The organism is Alcanivorax sp. (assembly GCF_002733835.1).
In the GTDB taxonomy this organism is placed as follows: domain Bacteria; phylum Pseudomonadota; class Gammaproteobacteria; order Pseudomonadales; family Alcanivoracaceae; genus Alcanivorax.
The window spans coordinates 42210-60301 of sequence record NZ_NVWY01000016.1; the positions used below are offsets into that span (position 1 = coordinate 42210).

Below are 18092 nucleotides of genomic sequence, written 5' to 3' on the forward strand. Positions count from 1 at the left end.
ACCACCGGTTTGCTTTGGGGTGTAATGTCAGGCATCAGGCTTCTTGCGTCCTGCAAAACGAGCAATGCCGCCCCTCCGGTTGAGCTGGCACAGCGGTAATGCTTCAGGTTAATCCGCGTTAGCCGAGATGCTGCGCCACCCAGGGCCACAGCCAGGGTAGTGCCAGTGCGGTGACCAGGCCACACAGGCCTAGCGCCAGGCCCGCAAAGGCGCCGGCTTTTTCGCCGTATTCGAAAGCCCGTGCGGTGCCGATGGCATGGGCCACCAGCCCCAGCGCAAAGCCTTTTACCCGATGATCGCTGACCTTGAGCAGCCGGAAAATGGGCCCGGCGGCGAGCGCGCCGACAATGCCGGTAATGGCCACGGCGCCGGCCGCCAGCGACACATAGCCGCCGGTGGATTTCACCACTTCCACGGCAATTGGCGTGGTGATGGATTTAGGGGCCAGAGAGCCTACCACTTCGGGTGGGGCGCCCAGCCACCAGGCCAGGCCTACGGCGATGGCCGCGGAGATGATCGCGCCGAGGAGGGTGGCGACGATAATGGGCTTGAGTACGCTGCGCACGGTGTGCAGTTGCCGGTACAACGGCCAGGCCAGTGCAACGGTGGCGGGACCCAATAAAAAGGAAATCATCTGGGTTTGTTCGCGATATTCCTCGTAGTCCACGTTGACCAGCGGCAGCACGATAATCACCGGAATCGAGGCCACCAGGAAGGGGTGGAAAATGGGCAGGCTGTTACTGCGCCCGTAAACCCACAGCGCGAAGCGGTAGCTGGCCAGCGTCAGTAGCAGGCCAAACAGCGGCGTGTGGACCAGTTCGGCCAGCTGATCCAGGTTAATCAGCATGGTCACCTCCGCGGCCAGCCGGTTTGCTGGTGGGCTCCCGGTGCTTGCCACCCAGCAGTTTTTTCAGCATCAGGGTGACTACGATCATGCTGAGAATGGTGCCCAGCACCACGGCCACGCCCAATGCCAGCGCATACTCCTCGTAGCGGTGCCACTGCAGCACGATGCCCACCCCGAGCGGAAAGATCAGCAAGCTGATGTGCTTGATCAGACCGCCGGCCGCGGGCGCCACCCGTTGCGTGAACGGCGCTTCCAGCAGTAATGCCAGCAGTAGCAGCACCATGCCGACCACGGAGGCGGGCAGGGGAATGCCGGTGAGGCGAATAATCACCTCACCGAAAAACTGGAATAACAGGAGAATCAGCAGGCCATCGATCATGACGGGCTCAGCGGGGCAGCGGGCGGAACATCTGGATCAGGGCGACCACCAGCAGTCCGGCAAACACCACCATGGACCAGGCCGGCAGGCTCAGGCCGAGAAATGACCAGTCCATTTCTGCGCACTCGCCGGATCCGGCCAGCACTTGCTGGAGGACGTTCTGCAGGGGAAACACGTCGAGCATGTAGTCCAGCCCGGGGCCGCAGGCGGGTACCTGGTCTGCCGGCAGGTTCTGCAGCCAGATGTGGCGCGCGGCCACGGCGCCGCCACCGAGGGCGGCCAGGGCGGTCAGAGCCCCATAGATCCGCACACCCACGCCTTTGGGTCCGTGCAGGCTGGCGATCAGCAGGATCACCGCTGCGGCGATCACGCCAACGCGCTGGAAAATACACAGGGGGCAGGGTTCCAGCCCATCCACGTGTTGCAGGTACAGGGCGCCGGCCATGGCGGCCAGGCAGGCCAGCAAGGCGAGGATATTGAGCAGGCGAGGAGCAGGAATAATGGACGACATGGGCGGCTCTTTTCGTCGGGGACCGGCGAAGGGTAGGCAAAAGCGGCGGTGGCGGCAAGGGGGAAGAACGGCTGGGGGGAACGCAGGATGTCGGCTGCGCAAGGCGCAAGCAACGCTTCCCCCGCAAGGCGGGAGGGAGCTAACCGTTGTGCGGGCTCGCGTCAGGCCTGTTTGGCGTTTTTCTGCTGCAGATTGCGGTCGTGCCAGGCGTCGATGCCGGCTTGCCAGCCGTCGAACCACCATTGTGTCAGTGGGGCATCCGTATAGGGGCAGCGGTTGCTGTCACCGCCGGACATCCCCCACATGCAGCCCTGATTGTACGCTTTTTCGCACTGTTCCCGATCTGGAGACATGCCGTTGCTCCTTGTCACGTTCCATCGAGAGTAGCACTGCAGTGCAATTTGCATAGCGTGCGAGTCCGCATTTTTGTTGTGCAAATGCAGCAAACGCCGCCCAGGTGCAGCGTTATCGGTGGCCTGTGCAACGAAATGTGTCGCAGTGCAACGTGAGGGTGAGGTGCGCTGACACCTTTCCGCGAGAAAAGCCGGGATAGTGGGTTCCGGTGAAGCTGCCCCGCAGGGGGTGAGCTTCACCGGGCCTGGGTCAGTCGCGGAAGTAATCGGCCAGGTAATCCTCGAAGGATTGCTGTTCGGCGGCTTCACCAGCGGCCTGTTCCGCCAGGCTGTCGGCGGCCAGTTCTTCCAGTCGCTGGTTGGTCTCGTCGCAACGCTGGCGGGACAGGAAGTGATCCCGGTGGGCCAGGGCCTGATCCATGGCGAACTGGAAAAAGCCCTGATTGCGGTTTTCCAGTTGCTCCAGAATCCGCGCGGACGGAGTGGCGCCGGGGTTGTCGACTTTTTCCTGCTGGTGCGCCAGTGCCTCGGCATAGTTGGTGCCGCCATGGGCGCGGTCAAACAGTTCGGCAATGGGCTGCATCTGCTCCAGCTTTTCCGTGGCCCAGTCTTTCAGACTCACCGACTTGCCCCAGTTGCAGAGCTGGGTGGCGGTGTTGCGGCCGTCATAGACCACCTTGCGCAGGTTTTCCTTGCTGGCATGCAGGTCGCATTTTTCCAGTTGCGGTGATTCGCGCAGCAGGCAATAGGTGGCGAACAGGTCCAGAAAGCGGATTTCCTGCTGGTTGATGCCCACCGGTTCGAACGGATTCAGATCCAGCGCGCGGATTTCGATGTATTCCACGCCGCGTTCCCGCAATGCTGTGGTGGGGCGCTCGCCCGGGTTGATGGTGCGCTTGGGGCGAATGGACGAGTAGTACTCGTTCTCGATCTGCAGAATATTGGTGTTGAGCTGGCGGTATTCATCCCCCACCTTGACGCCGATTTTCTCGTAGGCCGGTTCCGGTGTCTTGATGGCGTGGGTGAGGGTGCTGACGTACTCATCCAGGTTGTTGTAGCTGATCGCCAGGGACGACTGGGCATTGTTCTGGTAGCCCAGGTCGCTCATGCGCAGGCTGGTGGCCTGGGGGCGATACAGGGAGTGATCAAAACGCTCCAGCAAATCGTGCTCGCGGCCGGCCAGGAAAGAGGCACACAGGGCCGGGGAGGCGCCGAACAGGTACACCAGCAGCCAGGAATAGCGCTGGAAATTGCGGGTCAGGTCGAAGTAGCGACGGGAAATGTAATCCTGCAACGGTGCGTTGTCGTCTTCCAGTTGCTGGTTCAGTTTCCAGAATGCTTCCGGGTAGGAAAAGTTGTAATGGATGCCGGCAATGGTTTGCATCTTGCGGCCGTAACGATGGCCGAGCCCTTCCCGGTAGACGGTTTTCATGCGGCCCACATTGGCACTGCCGTATTGCGCCACGGGTACATCACTGTCCTTGCCGATCATGCAGGGCATGGAGTTGACCCACAGCACTTCATCGCCAATGTGGCTGTACACATAGCGGTGGAGCTGTTCGAGAAACTCGATGGGTTTGTGCAGTTCGGTGCTGGGCGGGGTAATAAACTCCAGCAGCGCTTCGGAATAATCCGTGGTTATGTAGGGGTGCGTCAGTGCAGAGCCCAGCGCTTTGGGATGCGGGGTTTGCGCAAGGGTGCCATCGGTGGTGATGCGCAGGCTTTCTTTCTCGATGCCGCGACGGATACCAGCCAGGGTGGCGGCGGCATCTGAATCCAGCAGGGCATGAATTCTCTGTTCAAGATGCTTCATGGTTGGGGCCTGTCGTGCGGCCGCCCGGGTGTGGGGCTGGCCGCGGGTGTGACGGAATTCCGACAATCATGGGGCAATAGAATGACGCTGAGAAGTCACTCCCGTTTAGGAGCGCTTCTTGCTGTCCTTCTTCTGCTTCTCTTCCTTGGCCTTGGCAAACAGGTCGGCGAAGGTGCCGCCGCCGCCCTGGGGCTGGCCACCGGCGCGCTGACCTCCGCCACCGCGGCGTTGGTTATTGCCTTTGTTGGCCTGATTGGCGCGGTTGCTGGCGGGGCGCTGGCCGCTGGTTTTTTCGGTGGGCTGGTCGTCCATGCGCATGGTCAGGCTGATGCGTTTGCGATCCAGGTCCACGTCCAGCACTTTCACCTTGACGATATCGCCGGGGGCGACCACCTGGTGCGGGTCTTCCACAAACTTGTCGGCCAGCGCGGACACATGCACCAGGCCATCCTGGTGAACGCCGATATCCACGAAGGCGCCGAAGTTGGTTACGTTGGTGACGGTGCCTTCCAGAATCATGCTTTGCTTCAGATCCTTGAGGGTTTCCACCCCTTCCTTGAGCGCTGCCGCCTTGAATTCCGGGCGCGGGTCACGGCCGGGTTTTTCCAGCTCGCTGAGGATGTCAGTGACGGTAGGCAGGCCGAAGTTGTCGTCGGTAAATTCAGCGGCGTTGACCTTCTTGAGGAAGGGCACATCACCCACCAGGTCTTTCAACGGACGACCATGCTTGCCGGCGATCTTTTCCACCACCGGGTAGGCTTCCGGGTGCACTGAGGAGCTGTCCAGCGGGTTCTCGCCGTTCATGATGCGCAGGAAACCGGCGGCTTGTTCAAACGTTTTGTCGCCCAGACGCGGCACCAGTTTCAGGTTGGCGCGGCTGGCAAAGGCACCGTTCTTTTCCCGGAAGGTAACGATGTTGCCGGCGATGGTGCTGTTAAGCCCGGCAATGCGGGCCAGCAGCGGGGCGCTGGCAGTATTCACGTCTACACCCACGGAGTTCACACAGTCTTCCACCACGGTATCCAGCGAGCGGGACAGTTTTACCTGGCTCACGTCGTGCTGGTACTGGCCCACGCCGATGGCTTTCGGATCGATTTTCACCAGTTCGGCCAGCGGGTCCTGCAGGCGGCGGGCAATGGAAACGGCGCCACGGAAGGACACGTCCAGTTCCGGGAATTCCCGGGCGGCCAGTTCCGAGGCGGAGTACACGGATGCGCCGGCTTCGGAAACGATGATTTTCTGGATCGGCTGGTCTTTCAGCAGCTTGACCACTTCGCCGGCCAGCTTGTCGGTTTCCCGGCTGGCGGTGCCGTTACCGATGGCGATCAATTCCACGCCGTGCTGTTTGCTCAGGGCCGCCAGTTTGCTGAGGGACTGGTCCCACTGGTTTTTTGGCTGGTGCGGAAACACGGTGGTGTGTTCCAGCAGCTTGCCGGTGGCATCCACGACCACCACCTTCACCCCGGTGCGCAGACCGGGATCCAGACCCATGGTGCACTTGGGGCCGGCGGGGGAAGCCATCAGCAGGCTTTTCAGATTACGGGCGAACACCTGAATGGCTTCCTCTTCGCCCATTTCCCGTACCCGGCCCAGCAGCTCGGTTTCCAGGTGGGTGTTGAGCTTGATCTTCCAGGTCCAGCGCATCACTTCCTTGAGCCAGTCATCGGCGGCACGGCCGGCGTGCTGCCAGTCAGCCACGGCGGTGACCATGGCTTCGCAGGGATGCGGCTGGGCATTCTCCAGCTCTTCTGGCAGCACCATGGAAACATGCAGGATGCCTTCATTGCGGCCCCGGAACAGGGCCAGGGCGCGGTGGCTGGGGATGCCCTTGAGCGTTTCGCTGTGATCGAAATAGTCGCTGAACTTGGCGCCGTCTTTTTCCTTGCCGTCGACGACTTTGGCCTGGATGTGGCCCTTGTCCCAGAGGAAGGTGCGCAGGCGGGTGAGCAGCTCGGCGTCTTCGGCGAAGCGCTCCATGAGGATCTGTTTGGCACCGTCCAGGGCGTCCTTGGCGGTGGCAACTTTATGTTCCTCGTTCAGGTAGCCGGCGGCCAGCGCTTCCGGTTCCTGGGTGGGATCATTCATCAGGCTGTCTGCCAGCGGCTCCAGGCCAGCTTCGCGGGCAATTTGGGCGCGGGTGCGGCGCTTGGGTTTGTAGGGCAGGTAGAGATCTTCCAGCCGGGTCTTGGTGTCGGCGGCCTTGATCGCCTTTTCCAGCTCGGGAGTGAGCTTTTCCTGTTCGGCGATGCTTTTCAGGATGGCCTCGCGGCGCTCTTCCATCTCACGCAGATAACGCAGCCGTTCTTCCAGGTTACGCAGCTGGGTGTCGTCCAGACCGCCGGTGACCTCTTTGCGGTAGCGGGCGATAAAGGGGACGGTGGAACCTTCGTCGAGCAGGGCGACGGCGGCGTTGACCTGGCGTTCCTGGCAACCGATTTCTTCGGCAATAATCTGTTCGATACTACGCATGATATGTCCTGACGGCGTGCGGCCTGCGAGCGTATTGCCGGCAAGCGTTCTTCAAATACAAAACGACCGGAATCATAGGGAATGAATCCGGTCGTTGATAGATTGACTTGTAAAAGCGGCTGTGGCTGTGGCGCAGGTCATGAATGCTCGGTTATCGCGCGTGACGGGCCGCGAACGGCGACTCAGCCCAGCGCTTCATTGATCTTGGCGACCAGTTCCGCTTCCACCGGCGGTTTGACCACATAGCCGAAGGCGCCCTGGCGTTCGCCCCAGACCTTGTCGGTTTCCTGGTCCTTGGTCGTCACCAGAATCACCGGAATGCTTTCGGTGGCCGGGTCGCGGGTGATCTTGCGGGTGGCCTGGAAGCCGTTCAGTTCCGGCATGACCACATCCATCAGGATCAGATCGGGCTGCTCCTGACGGGCTTTTTCTATCCCTTCCATGCCGTTGGTGGCAGTAACGACATCATGGCCCTGACCCTGGACAATCTTTACCAGATTGGTCAGCTGGGTCGGGGAATCGTCCACCACAAGAATTTTGGCCATGTTGCTCTCCTCAAGCCGCTATTGATCCCATCGGCTGTATTTTTATATGTGTCTCGATCCAATCGCGAATCATACCAGCGACGGGTCAAAAGGTAAGCTGTCGAATTGTGGCACATGTGTGCCGCAATGGGGCAGCTTACCGGGTAAATGTGTGGGCGCTGCGCCGCCCCCATAGCAGAATGGGCAACACAATCAGGGCGGTTATCAGCGTCCAGCGGGCCAGTGCCCAGAAACTGTTGGCCAGCAGATCGCCGTGATGCCCTGCCAGTGGTGCCAGGGCGGCAATGATAAGGCTGCCCAGCCCGGTCATCAGCAGCCAGCGCGGCGCCAGCGCCAGCGCCAGGTGGCGCCGACGGAACAGGCACCACAGAAAGGCTGCTCCCAGCCCCAACATGAGCAGCCACGCCAGCCCGGCAGGGATGAGCAGCAGCAGGCTGGCATCGTTGCTGGCGGCGGCCATGAGCAAGGCAAGGTTGCCGAACACTTTGAGCAGCAGGAAGGGGCCGAGCAGCATGACCCACCAGAGGTTGCCGCCCAGGCCCTGCGGGCCGGGTTGCTGGCGGTAGTGAGCCGGATCAAAACGCCAGGCGCGCTGCAACAGGGAGCCCCAGTTGTCTGACGCCAGATGGTGGCTGAGTCCGTGGATGCGATCGCGCTGCTCCTCAATCAGCATCAGCATGGCGGGCACCACCAACAGAATCAGCCCGGTGCCGAACAGCAGCCCGAACACCAGGCTGACCGCCATGGGTTTGAGGAACTGGGCCTGCAGGGAGCTTTCGAACAGAATCGGGGTGAGGCCGGCGATGGTGGTGATGGACGTGAGCAGCACCGCGCGCAGACGGCGTACACAGGCCTCCACAATCGCCTGGAATCGTTCCATGCCTTCGGCGACCAGCTGCTGGTAGAAGCTCACCAGCACGATGGAGTCGTTGACGATAATGCCGGACAGACCGAACAGCCCCATGGCCGAGAACATGGAGAATTTAATGCCGAAGGGGGCGGTGAAGATATGCCCGATGACCGCCCCGGTGAGGCCGAAGAAGATCGCCGTCATGATCGCGATTGGCCAGGAATAGGAACTGAACACCCAGGCCAGCACGATATAGATGATGGCCAGCCCGAGCAGGGCGCCGGTGGCCAGATCCTGCAGGTTTTCCGCCTGCTCCTGCAGCTTGCCTTCGTAGCCCACGCCGATGCCGTACTGGCTCTTCAATTCCGGCAGGATACCTTCGTTGAGTGTGGCGATAATTTCGTTGGCGTTGCCCTGTTCCGGGTCCAGGTCGGCGTAGACAGTGACCGCCAGTTCGCCGTTGACGCGGCGCAGCAGGTCCACGCCCTTGCGGGCGTCAAAGGTGACAACGTCGCGCAGGGGAATGGCTTCGCCCTGATTGGTGATGATGGGCAGGCGTTCGATGGCGCTGAAGCGTCGACGTTCGCTGTCCGGCAGCATCACCCGCACTTCCACTTCCTCGTCTTCTTCGTTGTAGAGCTGCGCCAGGCTGCCGTCGAAGGCGGAGCGCAGCTGGCTGGCCACGTCGCTGAGGGTCAGCCCCAGAGCGCGGCCCTGGGCGGTGAGCTGAAAGGTCAGCTGTTCCTTGCCGTAGGGCAGGTCGTCATCCACATTGCTGACGCCGGAAAACTCGTTGAGGCGTTCCTGCAGGGCCAATGAGGCGGCTTTCAGGGTGAGAGCATCGCTGCCGGTGAGTTTGACTTCGATGGGTTTGCCCGGTGGGCCGGCTTCGGCCTGGGATATGGTCAGCTGATCCAGGCCTGCCGGCAGGGAGAGTTTTTCGCGCCAGGCGTCGACCAGTTGATCGTTGGAGATGTCCCGGTCCGAGCCGGTGTAGACCTCCACCACCAGGGTGCCGTATTCATCACCGAACTTGTCCTGGCGCCCGCCGATATTGGGGAAGCCGGCGGCGGCGCCGTGGTGGCTGATGATGGTATGGACCAGATGCCCGCCCAGTTCCTCGTTGGTTTCTTCCAGGGTGTGTTCCAGCTCGGCCAGGAAGTTGTCCACCTGTTGTTTGTCGGTGCCGGAGGAAAACTCCACCACGGCACGCAGCTGGTCGCCATCCACCGGTGGGAAGAAGGTGAACTTGAGCCAGCCGGTGGCCACCAGTGACAGGGCGACAATAAAGGCGCAGACGGCCGACACGCTGACCAGTTTGCGGTGGTCGATGGACCATTCCACCAGGGGGCGGAAGCGCTCATCCCGGAAACGATTGAAACCGGCGTCGATGCGTTCGCGCAGGCCACTGGCCTTGACCTCAATGCCGCGAAAACTGTGGTGCAGGTGGCCGGGCAGCACCAGAAAACATTCCATCAGGGAGGCGAGGATCACACAGATCATCACGAAGGGAATGTCGAAAGCGATCTTGCCCATGGCGCCGCCCATCATGCCCAGCGGCAGGAAGGCGGCGATGGTGGTGGTGGACGATGCCACCACTGGCCAGAACATGCGCCGCGCACCCCCCAGGGCCGCGCGCTGGGCGGATTCGCCCTGCTGCAGATGGGTGAGGGTGTCTTCGCCCACCACGATGGCGTCGTCCACGATCAGGCCCAGGGCCAGAATCAGGCCGAACAGGCTGATCATGTTGATGGTGCCGCCGAACACCCAGAGTATTCCGAGGGTGGCCATGAACGACACGGGAATACCAATCGTGACCCACCTGGCCACCCGGGAGTTAAGAAAGAAGTAGAGGGTCAGTACCACCAGTACCAGCCCGGAAATACCGTTCCACAGCAGGGTGGAAATACGTTCCTGCACGTGCTTCCAGGCTTCGAAATAGAACGTCATTTTGACGCCGGCGGGCAGCGAATCTTTGTGCTCGGCGCCCCATGCACGAACCTTTTTTGCCAGGTCCAGCATGTCGTCATCTTCGCCGCGCATCACCTGCAGTTCGATGGCGGGTTTGCCTTCGAAGGTGAGCGTGGCCTGATCATCCCGGGGGCGTCGTTCGATGATGGCCACGTCGCCCAGGCTCAGCTGCTGGCCGTCGGCAGTGGTGATCAGGGGCAATTCGGCAAACGCCCTTTCGTCACGGCGCTGGCCCAGTGCCCGCAGTTGTTTGGCGGCGTCGTCACGGCCCACGGTGCCGGCGGGGGTGTCTTGGCTGAAGCTGCGAACCTTGTCGCCGATCTGCCCCAGGGTCATGCCCAGATCGTGCAGGGTGCTGGTGGGCACCTGGATGGCCATTTCTTCTTCCGGCAGGCCGATGAATTCCACTTTGCCGGCGCCCAGCGCCAGCAGCTCATCTTCCATTTCCCGCACCAGCGGGCGCAGCTCTTCCCGGCTGCCGTTTTCCGTGGACACCAGAATTGAGGTGACCAGGGAATAGCGGGTGATTTTCTGAATCACCGGGCGTTCGGCATCCTGTGGCAGGTTGCGGATGGAGTCGATGCGCTGACGCACTTCATCCAGGGCCAGGCCCAGGTCACTGCCGTCTTCCAGTTCAATAAAGATGGCGCTGGCGCCCTGCTGGGAGCGGGCGATCAACTTGCGGGTGTTGGGCAGGGTTTTCAGGGCCTGCTCAACGGGAATGGTGATGGAGCGTTGCACATCTTCCGGGCTGGCGCCGCGCCAGGGGATGGTGACGGTGACGTACTCGAAATCGAAATCCGGGAACAGCTGGGTGTTCAGCCGGGTCAGGCCCAGTACCCCGAGCATGATCATCAGCGCCATCAGCAGGTTGGAGGCAACCTTGTGTTCGGTAAAGCTGGCAATCAGGCCCCGCGACTCACTCACTGTCACCGCCCTGGTTATCCGGTTCTGTATCCGTTTCCGGGCTGCTGCTCTGGGTCTCGGTTTCGGTATCAGCGTTACTGCCGGGCACCGGTTGCGGGTCCACGGCCAGGCCGACGATGGCCTGGGGCAGCTGGGTGGTCATGATGCGTTCGCCGCCTTTCAGGGTGTCGGCGCGCAGCAACAGCAGGGAGCGGTCGCCATCGATGGCTTCCCCGACGATATGGGCGGACACGCGCTGCAAGCGGTGGTCGTCGTCGATGCGGTACAGGCGGTTGAGCCCATGCAGGGCGGTGGCCGGCAGCGCCAGCAGTTGCGGCTGGGCGGGGAGCGTCAGGGTGATGGTCAGCGGGCGGCCCAGCGCGGCGGTGGGCACCCCTTTGGCACTGTCACCGCTGAAGGCAAACAGGCCGTCGATACCGCCACGGGCATCGGCCGCATCCCCGGCCAGCCGTTTCAGATTCAATGGCAGGGTATGGCCTTCCAGCTGGGTGCTGGCGGTCAGGTCGCCGGCGATCAGCCCTTCGCGAACGGCCGGCAGGTAGCGGTCGGGAATCTGCGCGCGCACTTCCAGTTCGGTATCGGCAAACAGGTCAATGAGCGGCTCGCCGGGGCGTACCCGCTCGCCGGGGGCCACGCTCACCTGGGTAATGGTGCCGTCGAACGGTGCGTTGACGGTGGTGCGAGCCAGGTCGATCTTCGCTTGTTCCAGCTGCGCCTCGGCGCTGGCCAGGCGGGCTTCCATGCGCGCCAGCTCGTTACGGAAATCACTGACACTGAGTTGCCGCTGGCTGAGAGACAGGTCTGCCCGGGCCTGGGCTTCTTCGGCCTGATCCAGCTGGGTCTGGGCCACCAGTTTGCGTTCACGCAGGGACTGGATGCGCTCCAGATTATCGGCGGACAGCTGGGCCAGCTTCTTTTCCAGCGTCAGGTTTTTCTTGTCGCTCTGGTAGCGCAGCCGGGTGGTTTCCAGCTGGGCGGCGGCTTCGTCGCGGGTGGCTTTGGCGCGGTCCCGGGCCAGGGCGGCTTCGGTGTCGTCCAGCTGGATCAGTAATTGGCCTTCGGTGACCCGGTTGCCGGCCCGTACCGGAATGCTGTCCACATTGGCGGTGACCACGGCGGTGAGACCGGCCGCGCGGGGGGACTGCACCCGGCCGAACAGCTGGATCTGCGGCGAGCGCGCCTGGGGATCGGCCAGCACGAAACGCACCCGGGCATGGTTGTCCAGCACGTCGCGGGTGGGGGCGGACGGTTTGAAGATGGCGAGCAGAATGATCGCCAGCACCGTGCCCAGAATAACGAAGGCTACCGGGGGAAGTTGTTTCAGGCGGTCTCGCAAGGGAAATCCTTTATCGATAATGATTCTCAGCCAGCTACTCTAGCGTTTTCTTGTGGGAGTGCCTATCGGCAGCCCCTATCTTCAACGCTGGCAATGTTTTTATACAATCTCTTCGTGCCATTTTCTTGCACGTTCGGACCACAACGCGTAAATCAGGGACCAGTAAACCTTCGGAGGTGCCGTGAGCGAACAACAAGACAAGATTCTGGTCGTGGATGACGATGCGCGACTGCGTAGCCTGCTGCAACGGTTTCTGGAAGAAGCTGGCTATACCGTAAAGGCGGTGGGCGATGCGGAGCAGATGGACCGTGCCCTGTCCCGCGAGCTGTATTCCCTGATGGTGCTGGACCTGATGCTGCCGGGGGAAGATGGCCTGTCGATCTGCCGTCGCCTGCGTGAGGCCGAGAACGTTATGCCGATCATCATGCTCACCGCAAAGGGCGATGATGCCGAGCGCATTGAAGGCCTGGATGCCGGCGCCGATGACTACCTGCCCAAGCCGTTCAACCCCAAGGAACTGGATGCCCGTATCCGCGCGGTGCTGCGCCGCCATGTGCGCGAGCTGCCCGGAGCGCCCAGCAAGGAAGAAGGATCCGTGACCTTTGGCCCCTGGATTCTGGATCTGGCCAACCGCACCCTGACCCGTGATGGCGATCCGCAAAGTCTGACCACGGGCGAATTCGCCGTGCTCAAGGCATTGCTGCAGAACCCCCGCGAGCCGCTCACCCGTGACAAACTGATGAGCCTGGCCCGGGGCCGCGAATGGTCCGCCATGGAGCGTTCCATCGACGTACAGGTATCACGCCTGCGCCGCCTGCTGGAAGACGACCCCTCCAAACCCCGCTACATCCAGACGGTCTGGGGTGTGGGGTATGTGTTTGTGCCTGATTAAGGAACGCCTGACGCTTGACGCCGGAGGCCTGACGCTTAAAGTCGGGAGTTCTTTTCTTTGTCTGGCGTTCGGCGTCCGGCTTCTGGCGATGTATCAATGACACTCTATCCCCGTACTGCCTTTGTCCGTTCCGCCATCGTGGTGGGGCTGGTGATTGGAATTAGCCAGGCGCTGACCCTGTGGTTCTTTGCCCGTAATGCCTACCTGCCCGGTATCCGTGAATACGCCCGCTTGACGGTGTTGCAAGCAGAGCTGGCGTTTGATGATTCGCGGGCGGCGGCGGATGCGGATCTGGCCGACCGGCTGGGTAATGCCACTGGCATTGCGGTGGCGATTCCGGAAAAGCTGCACGATGGCACCATGCTGCTGTCGCGTCCGGTGGTGGGCCGTTTTCAGGAAGAACTGGAAGGCATGCTGGAAGAGCCGGTGACGGTGCGTCTGGAAGACAACCGCCAACCGGTTCTGTGGGTGAATGCGCCGTCGTTTGGTGAGCAGTGGGTGCGGGTGCCCATGGCGTTCTTCCGGGATTACGATCGCTACCTGTTGTTGGGCTGGGGGGTGACCGTGCCTTTGCTGGCCATCATCGGCGGCTTGCTGATTGCCCGGGGGCTGAACTTACCGTTGCGCCGGCTGGCCAAAGTGGCTTTGAAAGTGGGACGCGGCGAGGCGGTGCCGGTGTTGGATACCACCATTGGGCCGGAGGAAATTCAGGCGGTGAATACCGCCTTTAACCGGATGACCCGTGACTTGCAGCATGCCCAGCGAGATCGGGCGTTGCTGTTGGCCGGGGTGTCCCATGATTTGCGAACCCCGTTGACGCGTCTGCGTTTGTCGGCGGAATTCATGCAGGACGAAGAGCTGGCAAAAGGCATTGTCGAAGACATTGAGGATATGGATGCGATCCTCGATCAGTTTATTTCCTTTATCCGTGACGGGGCGGATGAGCAGCCGGATTTTGAAAACCTGAATGACCTGATTCAGGAAGTGGCCGGCAAGTACCCGGCCGAACAGCTACGGTTCGAACTGGAAGATTTGCCCCGGTTAATGCTCAAGCGACTGACCGTAAAACGAATGCTGGCCAACCTGGTGGGTAACGCCCTCAAGTACGGTGCCTCGCCGGTGGAAATTCGCACCGCTGTTACCGAAAACAAGGTAGTGCTTACCGTGCGTGATCATGGGCGCGGCGTGCGTGAAGAAGACATCCCTCTGCTGTTACAGCCGTTTTCCCGGGGCGAAAAGGCGCGCACGCTCAGTGGCAGTGGCCTGGGGCTGGCGATCGTGAAACGGATTGTGGACATGCACCATGGTGAAATTCAGCTGGCCAACCATCCCCATGGCGGGCTGTTAGTGGAAGTGCGTTTTCCGGTAACCGGTAAATTCGTGCAACCGGAGCCCCTTTCCGCCGGTGTGAGATAAGGTTTTCCGGTAACAAAAAACCACATTTTGTGGCCCGGAATGTGCGCTGGCGCAAGGTTTGCAGTGTAAGGGTCGGTGCATTCTAGTACGCAGTTACTGGCATGGGTAACTGGAAAAACACCAATGACAGACAGCCAATAATAACGATGAAAAAAATGGATCCTGTTGCAACAATACGTTGTTGATGCCACTGCCAACCTGTTCGAAAACATAACCGTGAACAGGTGAATGGGACAAGAAGCGGGCACAGCGCGCAGGCAGCAGGGCGAACACCAAATGGACTTGGGAGAGCGCCTTATGAATATCCTCGCCGTGTGGTTGCCACCACGATGACCTGTATTTCCAGCCAGATTCTATTCGCTGATCCTCACGGGCGTTAACCAGGTTGGGTTAATGTTTGTGTTGTGAATGCCGATAGCCTGTTGTGGCCTGTGTGCCACGAGAGGTTTTGGGTCGCACGCCTGTGCGGCCTTTTTTTCGTTTGGGTAAATTCTTCGGACGCCTGATGCTCGAACCCGGAAGCGACATCAGCGCTGTTCTTTCTCCGGTTTTGATCTAAGCTTTGAGGCGTGAGGCGTCGGTCGCCCAGCCTTATAACCCAGGGAGCGGTAATGACAATACACCAACGACGAGTTTTCGGGATGCGCATGGGGCTGGCCATGCTGGTTGCGGTTGGCGTCATTGTCAGTGCGCCGCTGCGGGCCAGTGATGATCCGTTGCGGACCGGTTATGCGGGCGTGCAGTACAACCTGCTCGATCAGCAGATCCCTGTTGGTGATGATGCACAACCGCGCAGCGTTCAGGCGGTGTGGGGCTGGCAGTACAACACCCTGCTCGCGCTGGAAGCGCGGCTGGGTTATGGCGTCAGTGACGATGAGGGCGGGCTGGAGACGGCCCGGGTTAGCGTGGACCCGCAATGGCTGGTGGGTGGCTATCTGAAAATGGGCCTGAGTTACCGTTTGCCGCTGTCCCCCTATGTGCTACTTGGGCACTCCTCGGTGAAGCGCGAGGTCACCGTGGCCGGCGGCGATAGCGAAGACGATGTGGCCAGCGATCCCTCCTACGGCATGGGGGCGTCGATCAAGCTGAACGAACGTAATGCCCTGACGGTGGAATGGCTGCAGCTGGATGACGACGACAATGACCTGACCACCGTTAACGTGGGCTATCTGTTCCGTTATTGATCGGTCTGTGCGGGCAGGCCGGTGGTAACGGCGTTACGTTTTTCCAGGCTGCGGCCGGCCAGGAAAATCAGCAATCCGCCCATGGCCAGGGCCGCCCCTACCAGGCCGGTGGCGGACCATTGTGCGCCCATCTTGATGGTGACGCCGGCCAGCCAGGCGCCCAGCGCATTCGCCAGGTTGAACGCGGCATGGTTCATGGAGGCAGCCATGGTCTGGGCGTCTTCTGCCACATCCATGAGTCGCGTTTGCAGGGCCGGGCCCAGTGCCATGCTGGTGCCGACCAGCCCCACGAAGAGGATGGCGGGCAAGGGCCAATCGGCGGCAAAGTAAAAGCCGGCCTGAATCAGCGCACACCAGATCAGAATACGCGGTATGGCACGCAGCAAGTTGCCGTCTGCTGCGCGGGCACCGGCAAAGTTACCGATGATGGTGCCGATGCCGAAGATCATCAGCACCATGGGGCCCCAGCTTTCCGCCATGCCGGATTGCTCGGTGAGGGTGGGCATCACATAGCTGAACACCGAAAACATGCCGCCGAAACCGATGCTGGCGACCCCCAGGGTGAACAGCACCCGCTGTTTGACCAGCGCGGACAATTCGCGACGTGGGCTGGCGTTCGGGTCCGGCGCCTGGGCGGGTACCCACAGGCGGATTAACAGGGCGGTGCACAGGGCAATCACGCCCACGCCGATAAAGGCCACTTCCCAGCCGAACAGATTGCCGGCCCAGGTGGCCAGGGGCGCGCCAACCACGATGGCAATGGTCAGCCCGCTCATCACCCGGGCGACGGCGCGGGCACGCATGTGATAGGGCACGGCGGAGGCTGCCACCAGGGCGGCGACACCAAAGTAGGCCCCATGGGGCAGCCCGGCCAGAAAGCGCAGGGCCACGAAGGTCCAGAAATCCGTGGCCAGGGCGCTGGCCATGTTGCCCACGGCAAACACCAGCATCAGGGTGATCAACAGTCCTCGCCGGGGCACCCGGGCCGCCAGAGCGGAAATCAGCGGTGCACCGACCACCACCCCCAGCGCATAACTGCTGATGGCATAGCCCACATCCGGCACCGGGACTTGCAGGTCGGTGGCCACGCGCTGCATCAGTCCCATAATGACGAACTCGCCACTGCCAATGCCAAAGCCCCCCAGAGCCAGAGCGAGGGAAAGGCGAAGCAAGCGACTGGAGTCGGAGGACATAAGGGTTCCTGGATGAAGGCAGCGGGCAGGTCTGTGACGGATGGGATGAGACTGTCGATATTGAACAGGGTTCATTCTAGCATGCGAAAGAATGGTTTAGTGCCTGGAGCAGGCAAGAAAACGCCAGCAAGAACAATGCAGCAAGAATGAAGAAAGAATGACAGGGGTAACGATGAAGGTGACACGCATCATGGCCAATGTGGCCACGGACGATCTGGGCAAGGCGCAGGCCTTCTATGGCGAGATTCTTGGCCTGGACCGGATTATGGATCATGGCTGGTTCCAGACCTATGGCTCGGCAGAAACCATGACGGTGCAGCTGAGTTTTGGCTCCCAGGGCGGTTCAAACACAGCGGTGCCGGACCTGTCCATTGAAGTGGATGATCTGGACGAGGCATTGAGGCGGATGCAGCAAGCGGGAGTGCCGGTGGAATACGGGCCGGTGAGTGAGCCCTGGGGCGTGCGACGCTTCTATGTACGCGACCCGTTCGGTCGGCTGTTGAATATTTTGCAGCATGAATAACCGCCCCTCTTGCCCGAGCAGGGTGGAGAGGCGGTATGGCGTCACAGGGCGCTGGTCGGCACCAGCGGAATATTCACCCGTGATGGCATGGCCGGGGCGCTGTAAACGGTCATGGCGCCCAGCAGGCTGGTGAGCAGGTCGGGGATCGGGCTCAGGCCATGGGGCAGGTCACTGGTGCCTACGCTGATGCGCAGCTTTTCCCCGGCCTTGATCAGCGCGCTGGTGGGGAACACTTCCACATCGGCGCGGAAAGCGGTCAGCGGGCTGATGCTACGTTTTGATTCTGCGCTAAACGGGTGCCAGGGCTGGATCAGTTTGCCGTTCATAAAGCGCGATTTGCTGGCATCAAAGGCACTCATGGACGCCATCTGAATGCCGTGGGTCAGTGGCCGGGCAATGCCGTTGTCGCCCACCACGCTGACCCGCACGGTGACATTGGTATCCAGGGCGGTGGTGGACGCCCAGATCTGCCCGGTGATCGGGCCGTTGATGGCCATGTCTTCTTCCAGCGGTTCGCTGGTGTACACCGCTTCCAACAGGTTGACCACGTTGTCCTGTGCCGAGCAGGGCGGCAAGATCAGGCCGAGTACACCGGCAGTCCACTGGCTGGCGCTGGCGGAGCACAGGCCATTGACCGGTGTCTGCAGCAGGCTGGTCTGTTTGCTGGTGGTTGGGGCGCTGTGGGAAATACTGCCGAACAAGGGGGCGCCGGGCTGGCCATGGAGGTAAAAGGTTTCCGCTTGCGCGTCCGGGTGTGGCCAGTCGGCGGCGGTGACGAAACGTTCTTCGCCGGTGTAGTACTGGGTCACCGGCGGGAAATCCCCGGCGCCGGTGTCCATGCCTTTCAGGTACTGGTCGAACCAGGCCAGGCGGATGGGGCCCA

Annotated in this window: 15 protein-coding genes; 4 read left to right on the forward strand and 11 right to left on the reverse strand. The window is 61.5% G+C overall.

The genetic code is table 11. The annotated features are described in order from the left end of the window. Window positions 1-118: 118 nt before the first annotated feature. From COA55_RS09345 to COA55_RS09385, 9 genes are all read right to left on the reverse strand, one after another. Window positions 119-847, reverse strand: a complete 729-nt coding sequence (locus COA55_RS09345; RefSeq protein ID WP_290501756.1) for an LrgB family protein — start codon at window positions 845-847, stop codon at window positions 119-121. Continuing rightward, window positions 837-1226 carry a CidA/LrgA family protein gene (locus COA55_RS09350; RefSeq protein ID WP_290501758.1) on the reverse strand — a complete coding sequence of 130 codons (390 nt, stop codon included), beginning with the start codon at window positions 1224-1226 and terminating at the stop codon, window positions 837-839. Before COA55_RS09350 ends, COA55_RS09345 begins: the two co-directional genes overlap by 11 nt. Before the next feature lie 7 nt (window positions 1227-1233). After that, window positions 1234-1737: a disulfide bond formation protein B gene (locus COA55_RS09355; RefSeq protein WP_290501759.1), complete on the reverse strand. Its 504-nt coding sequence runs from the start codon at window positions 1735-1737 to the stop codon at window positions 1234-1236. A gap of 161 nt (window positions 1738-1898) precedes the next feature. Next, on the reverse strand, window positions 1899-2090 hold the full coding sequence (locus tag COA55_RS09360; RefSeq protein WP_007150230.1) for a ribosome modulation factor: 192 nt from the start codon (window positions 2088-2090) through the stop codon (window positions 1899-1901). A gap of 250 nt (window positions 2091-2340) precedes the next feature. Further along, entirely contained in the window at window positions 2341-3903 is a 1563-nt protein-coding gene (gene gshA, locus COA55_RS09365; protein WP_290501761.1) for a glutamate--cysteine ligase, read from the reverse strand. A gap of 105 nt (window positions 3904-4008) precedes the next feature. After that, entirely contained in the window at window positions 4009-6372 is a 2364-nt protein-coding gene (locus COA55_RS09370) for a Tex family protein (RefSeq protein ID WP_290501763.1), read from the reverse strand. Window positions 6373-6554: 182 nt separating this feature from the next. After that, window positions 6555-6917 (reverse strand): response regulator, encoded by a 363-nt coding sequence (locus COA55_RS09375; RefSeq protein WP_290501764.1) that lies wholly within the window; start codon window positions 6915-6917, stop codon window positions 6555-6557. Window positions 6918-7053: 136 nt separating this feature from the next. Further along, window positions 7054-10665 (reverse strand): efflux RND transporter permease subunit, encoded by a 3612-nt coding sequence (locus COA55_RS09380; RefSeq protein ID WP_290501766.1) that lies wholly within the window; start codon window positions 10663-10665, stop codon window positions 7054-7056. Continuing rightward, window positions 10658-12001: an HlyD family efflux transporter periplasmic adaptor subunit gene (locus COA55_RS09385; protein WP_290501768.1), complete on the reverse strand. Its 1344-nt coding sequence runs from the start codon at window positions 11999-12001 to the stop codon at window positions 10658-10660. Before COA55_RS09385 ends, COA55_RS09380 begins: the two co-directional genes overlap by 8 nt. A 181-nt stretch (window positions 12002-12182) precedes the next feature. Here COA55_RS09385 and ompR point away from each other — a divergent pair, with 181 nt between their 5' ends. From ompR to COA55_RS09400, 3 genes are all read left to right on the forward strand, one after another. Then, window positions 12183-12893, forward strand: coding sequence for a two-component system response regulator OmpR (ompR, locus tag COA55_RS09390; protein WP_007150894.1), 711 nt, complete (start codon window positions 12183-12185; stop codon window positions 12891-12893). A 96-nt stretch (window positions 12894-12989) separates the two neighbouring features. Continuing rightward, complete coding sequence (locus tag COA55_RS09395; RefSeq protein ID WP_290501769.1) at window positions 12990-14309, forward strand: ATP-binding protein; 1320 nt, start codon at window positions 12990-12992, stop codon at window positions 14307-14309. 611 nt (window positions 14310-14920) lie between these two features. After that, a complete protein-coding gene (locus COA55_RS09400; protein ID WP_290501770.1) occupies window positions 14921-15493 on the forward strand; it encodes an outer membrane beta-barrel protein in 573 nt (190 codons plus the stop codon). Here the strand turns inward: COA55_RS09400 and COA55_RS09405 are convergent. Next, complete coding sequence (locus COA55_RS09405; protein ID WP_063521131.1) at window positions 15487-16686, reverse strand: MFS transporter; 1200 nt, start codon at window positions 16684-16686, stop codon at window positions 15487-15489. The two genes, COA55_RS09400 and COA55_RS09405, sit on opposite strands and share 7 nt — an antisense overlap. 157 nt (window positions 16687-16843) lie before the next feature. On the opposite strand from COA55_RS09405, the gene COA55_RS09410 reads away from it, so the two are divergent. Next, window positions 16844-17209: a VOC family protein gene (locus COA55_RS09410; protein WP_231880716.1), complete on the forward strand. Its 366-nt coding sequence runs from the start codon at window positions 16844-16846 to the stop codon at window positions 17207-17209. A 41-nt stretch (window positions 17210-17250) separates the two neighbouring features. Here COA55_RS09410 and COA55_RS09415 read toward each other — a convergent pair. Further along, window positions 17251-18092, reverse strand: an 842-nt coding sequence (locus tag COA55_RS09415; protein ID WP_290501773.1) for a CocE/NonD family hydrolase, incomplete at its 5' end; no start/stop codon positions are given.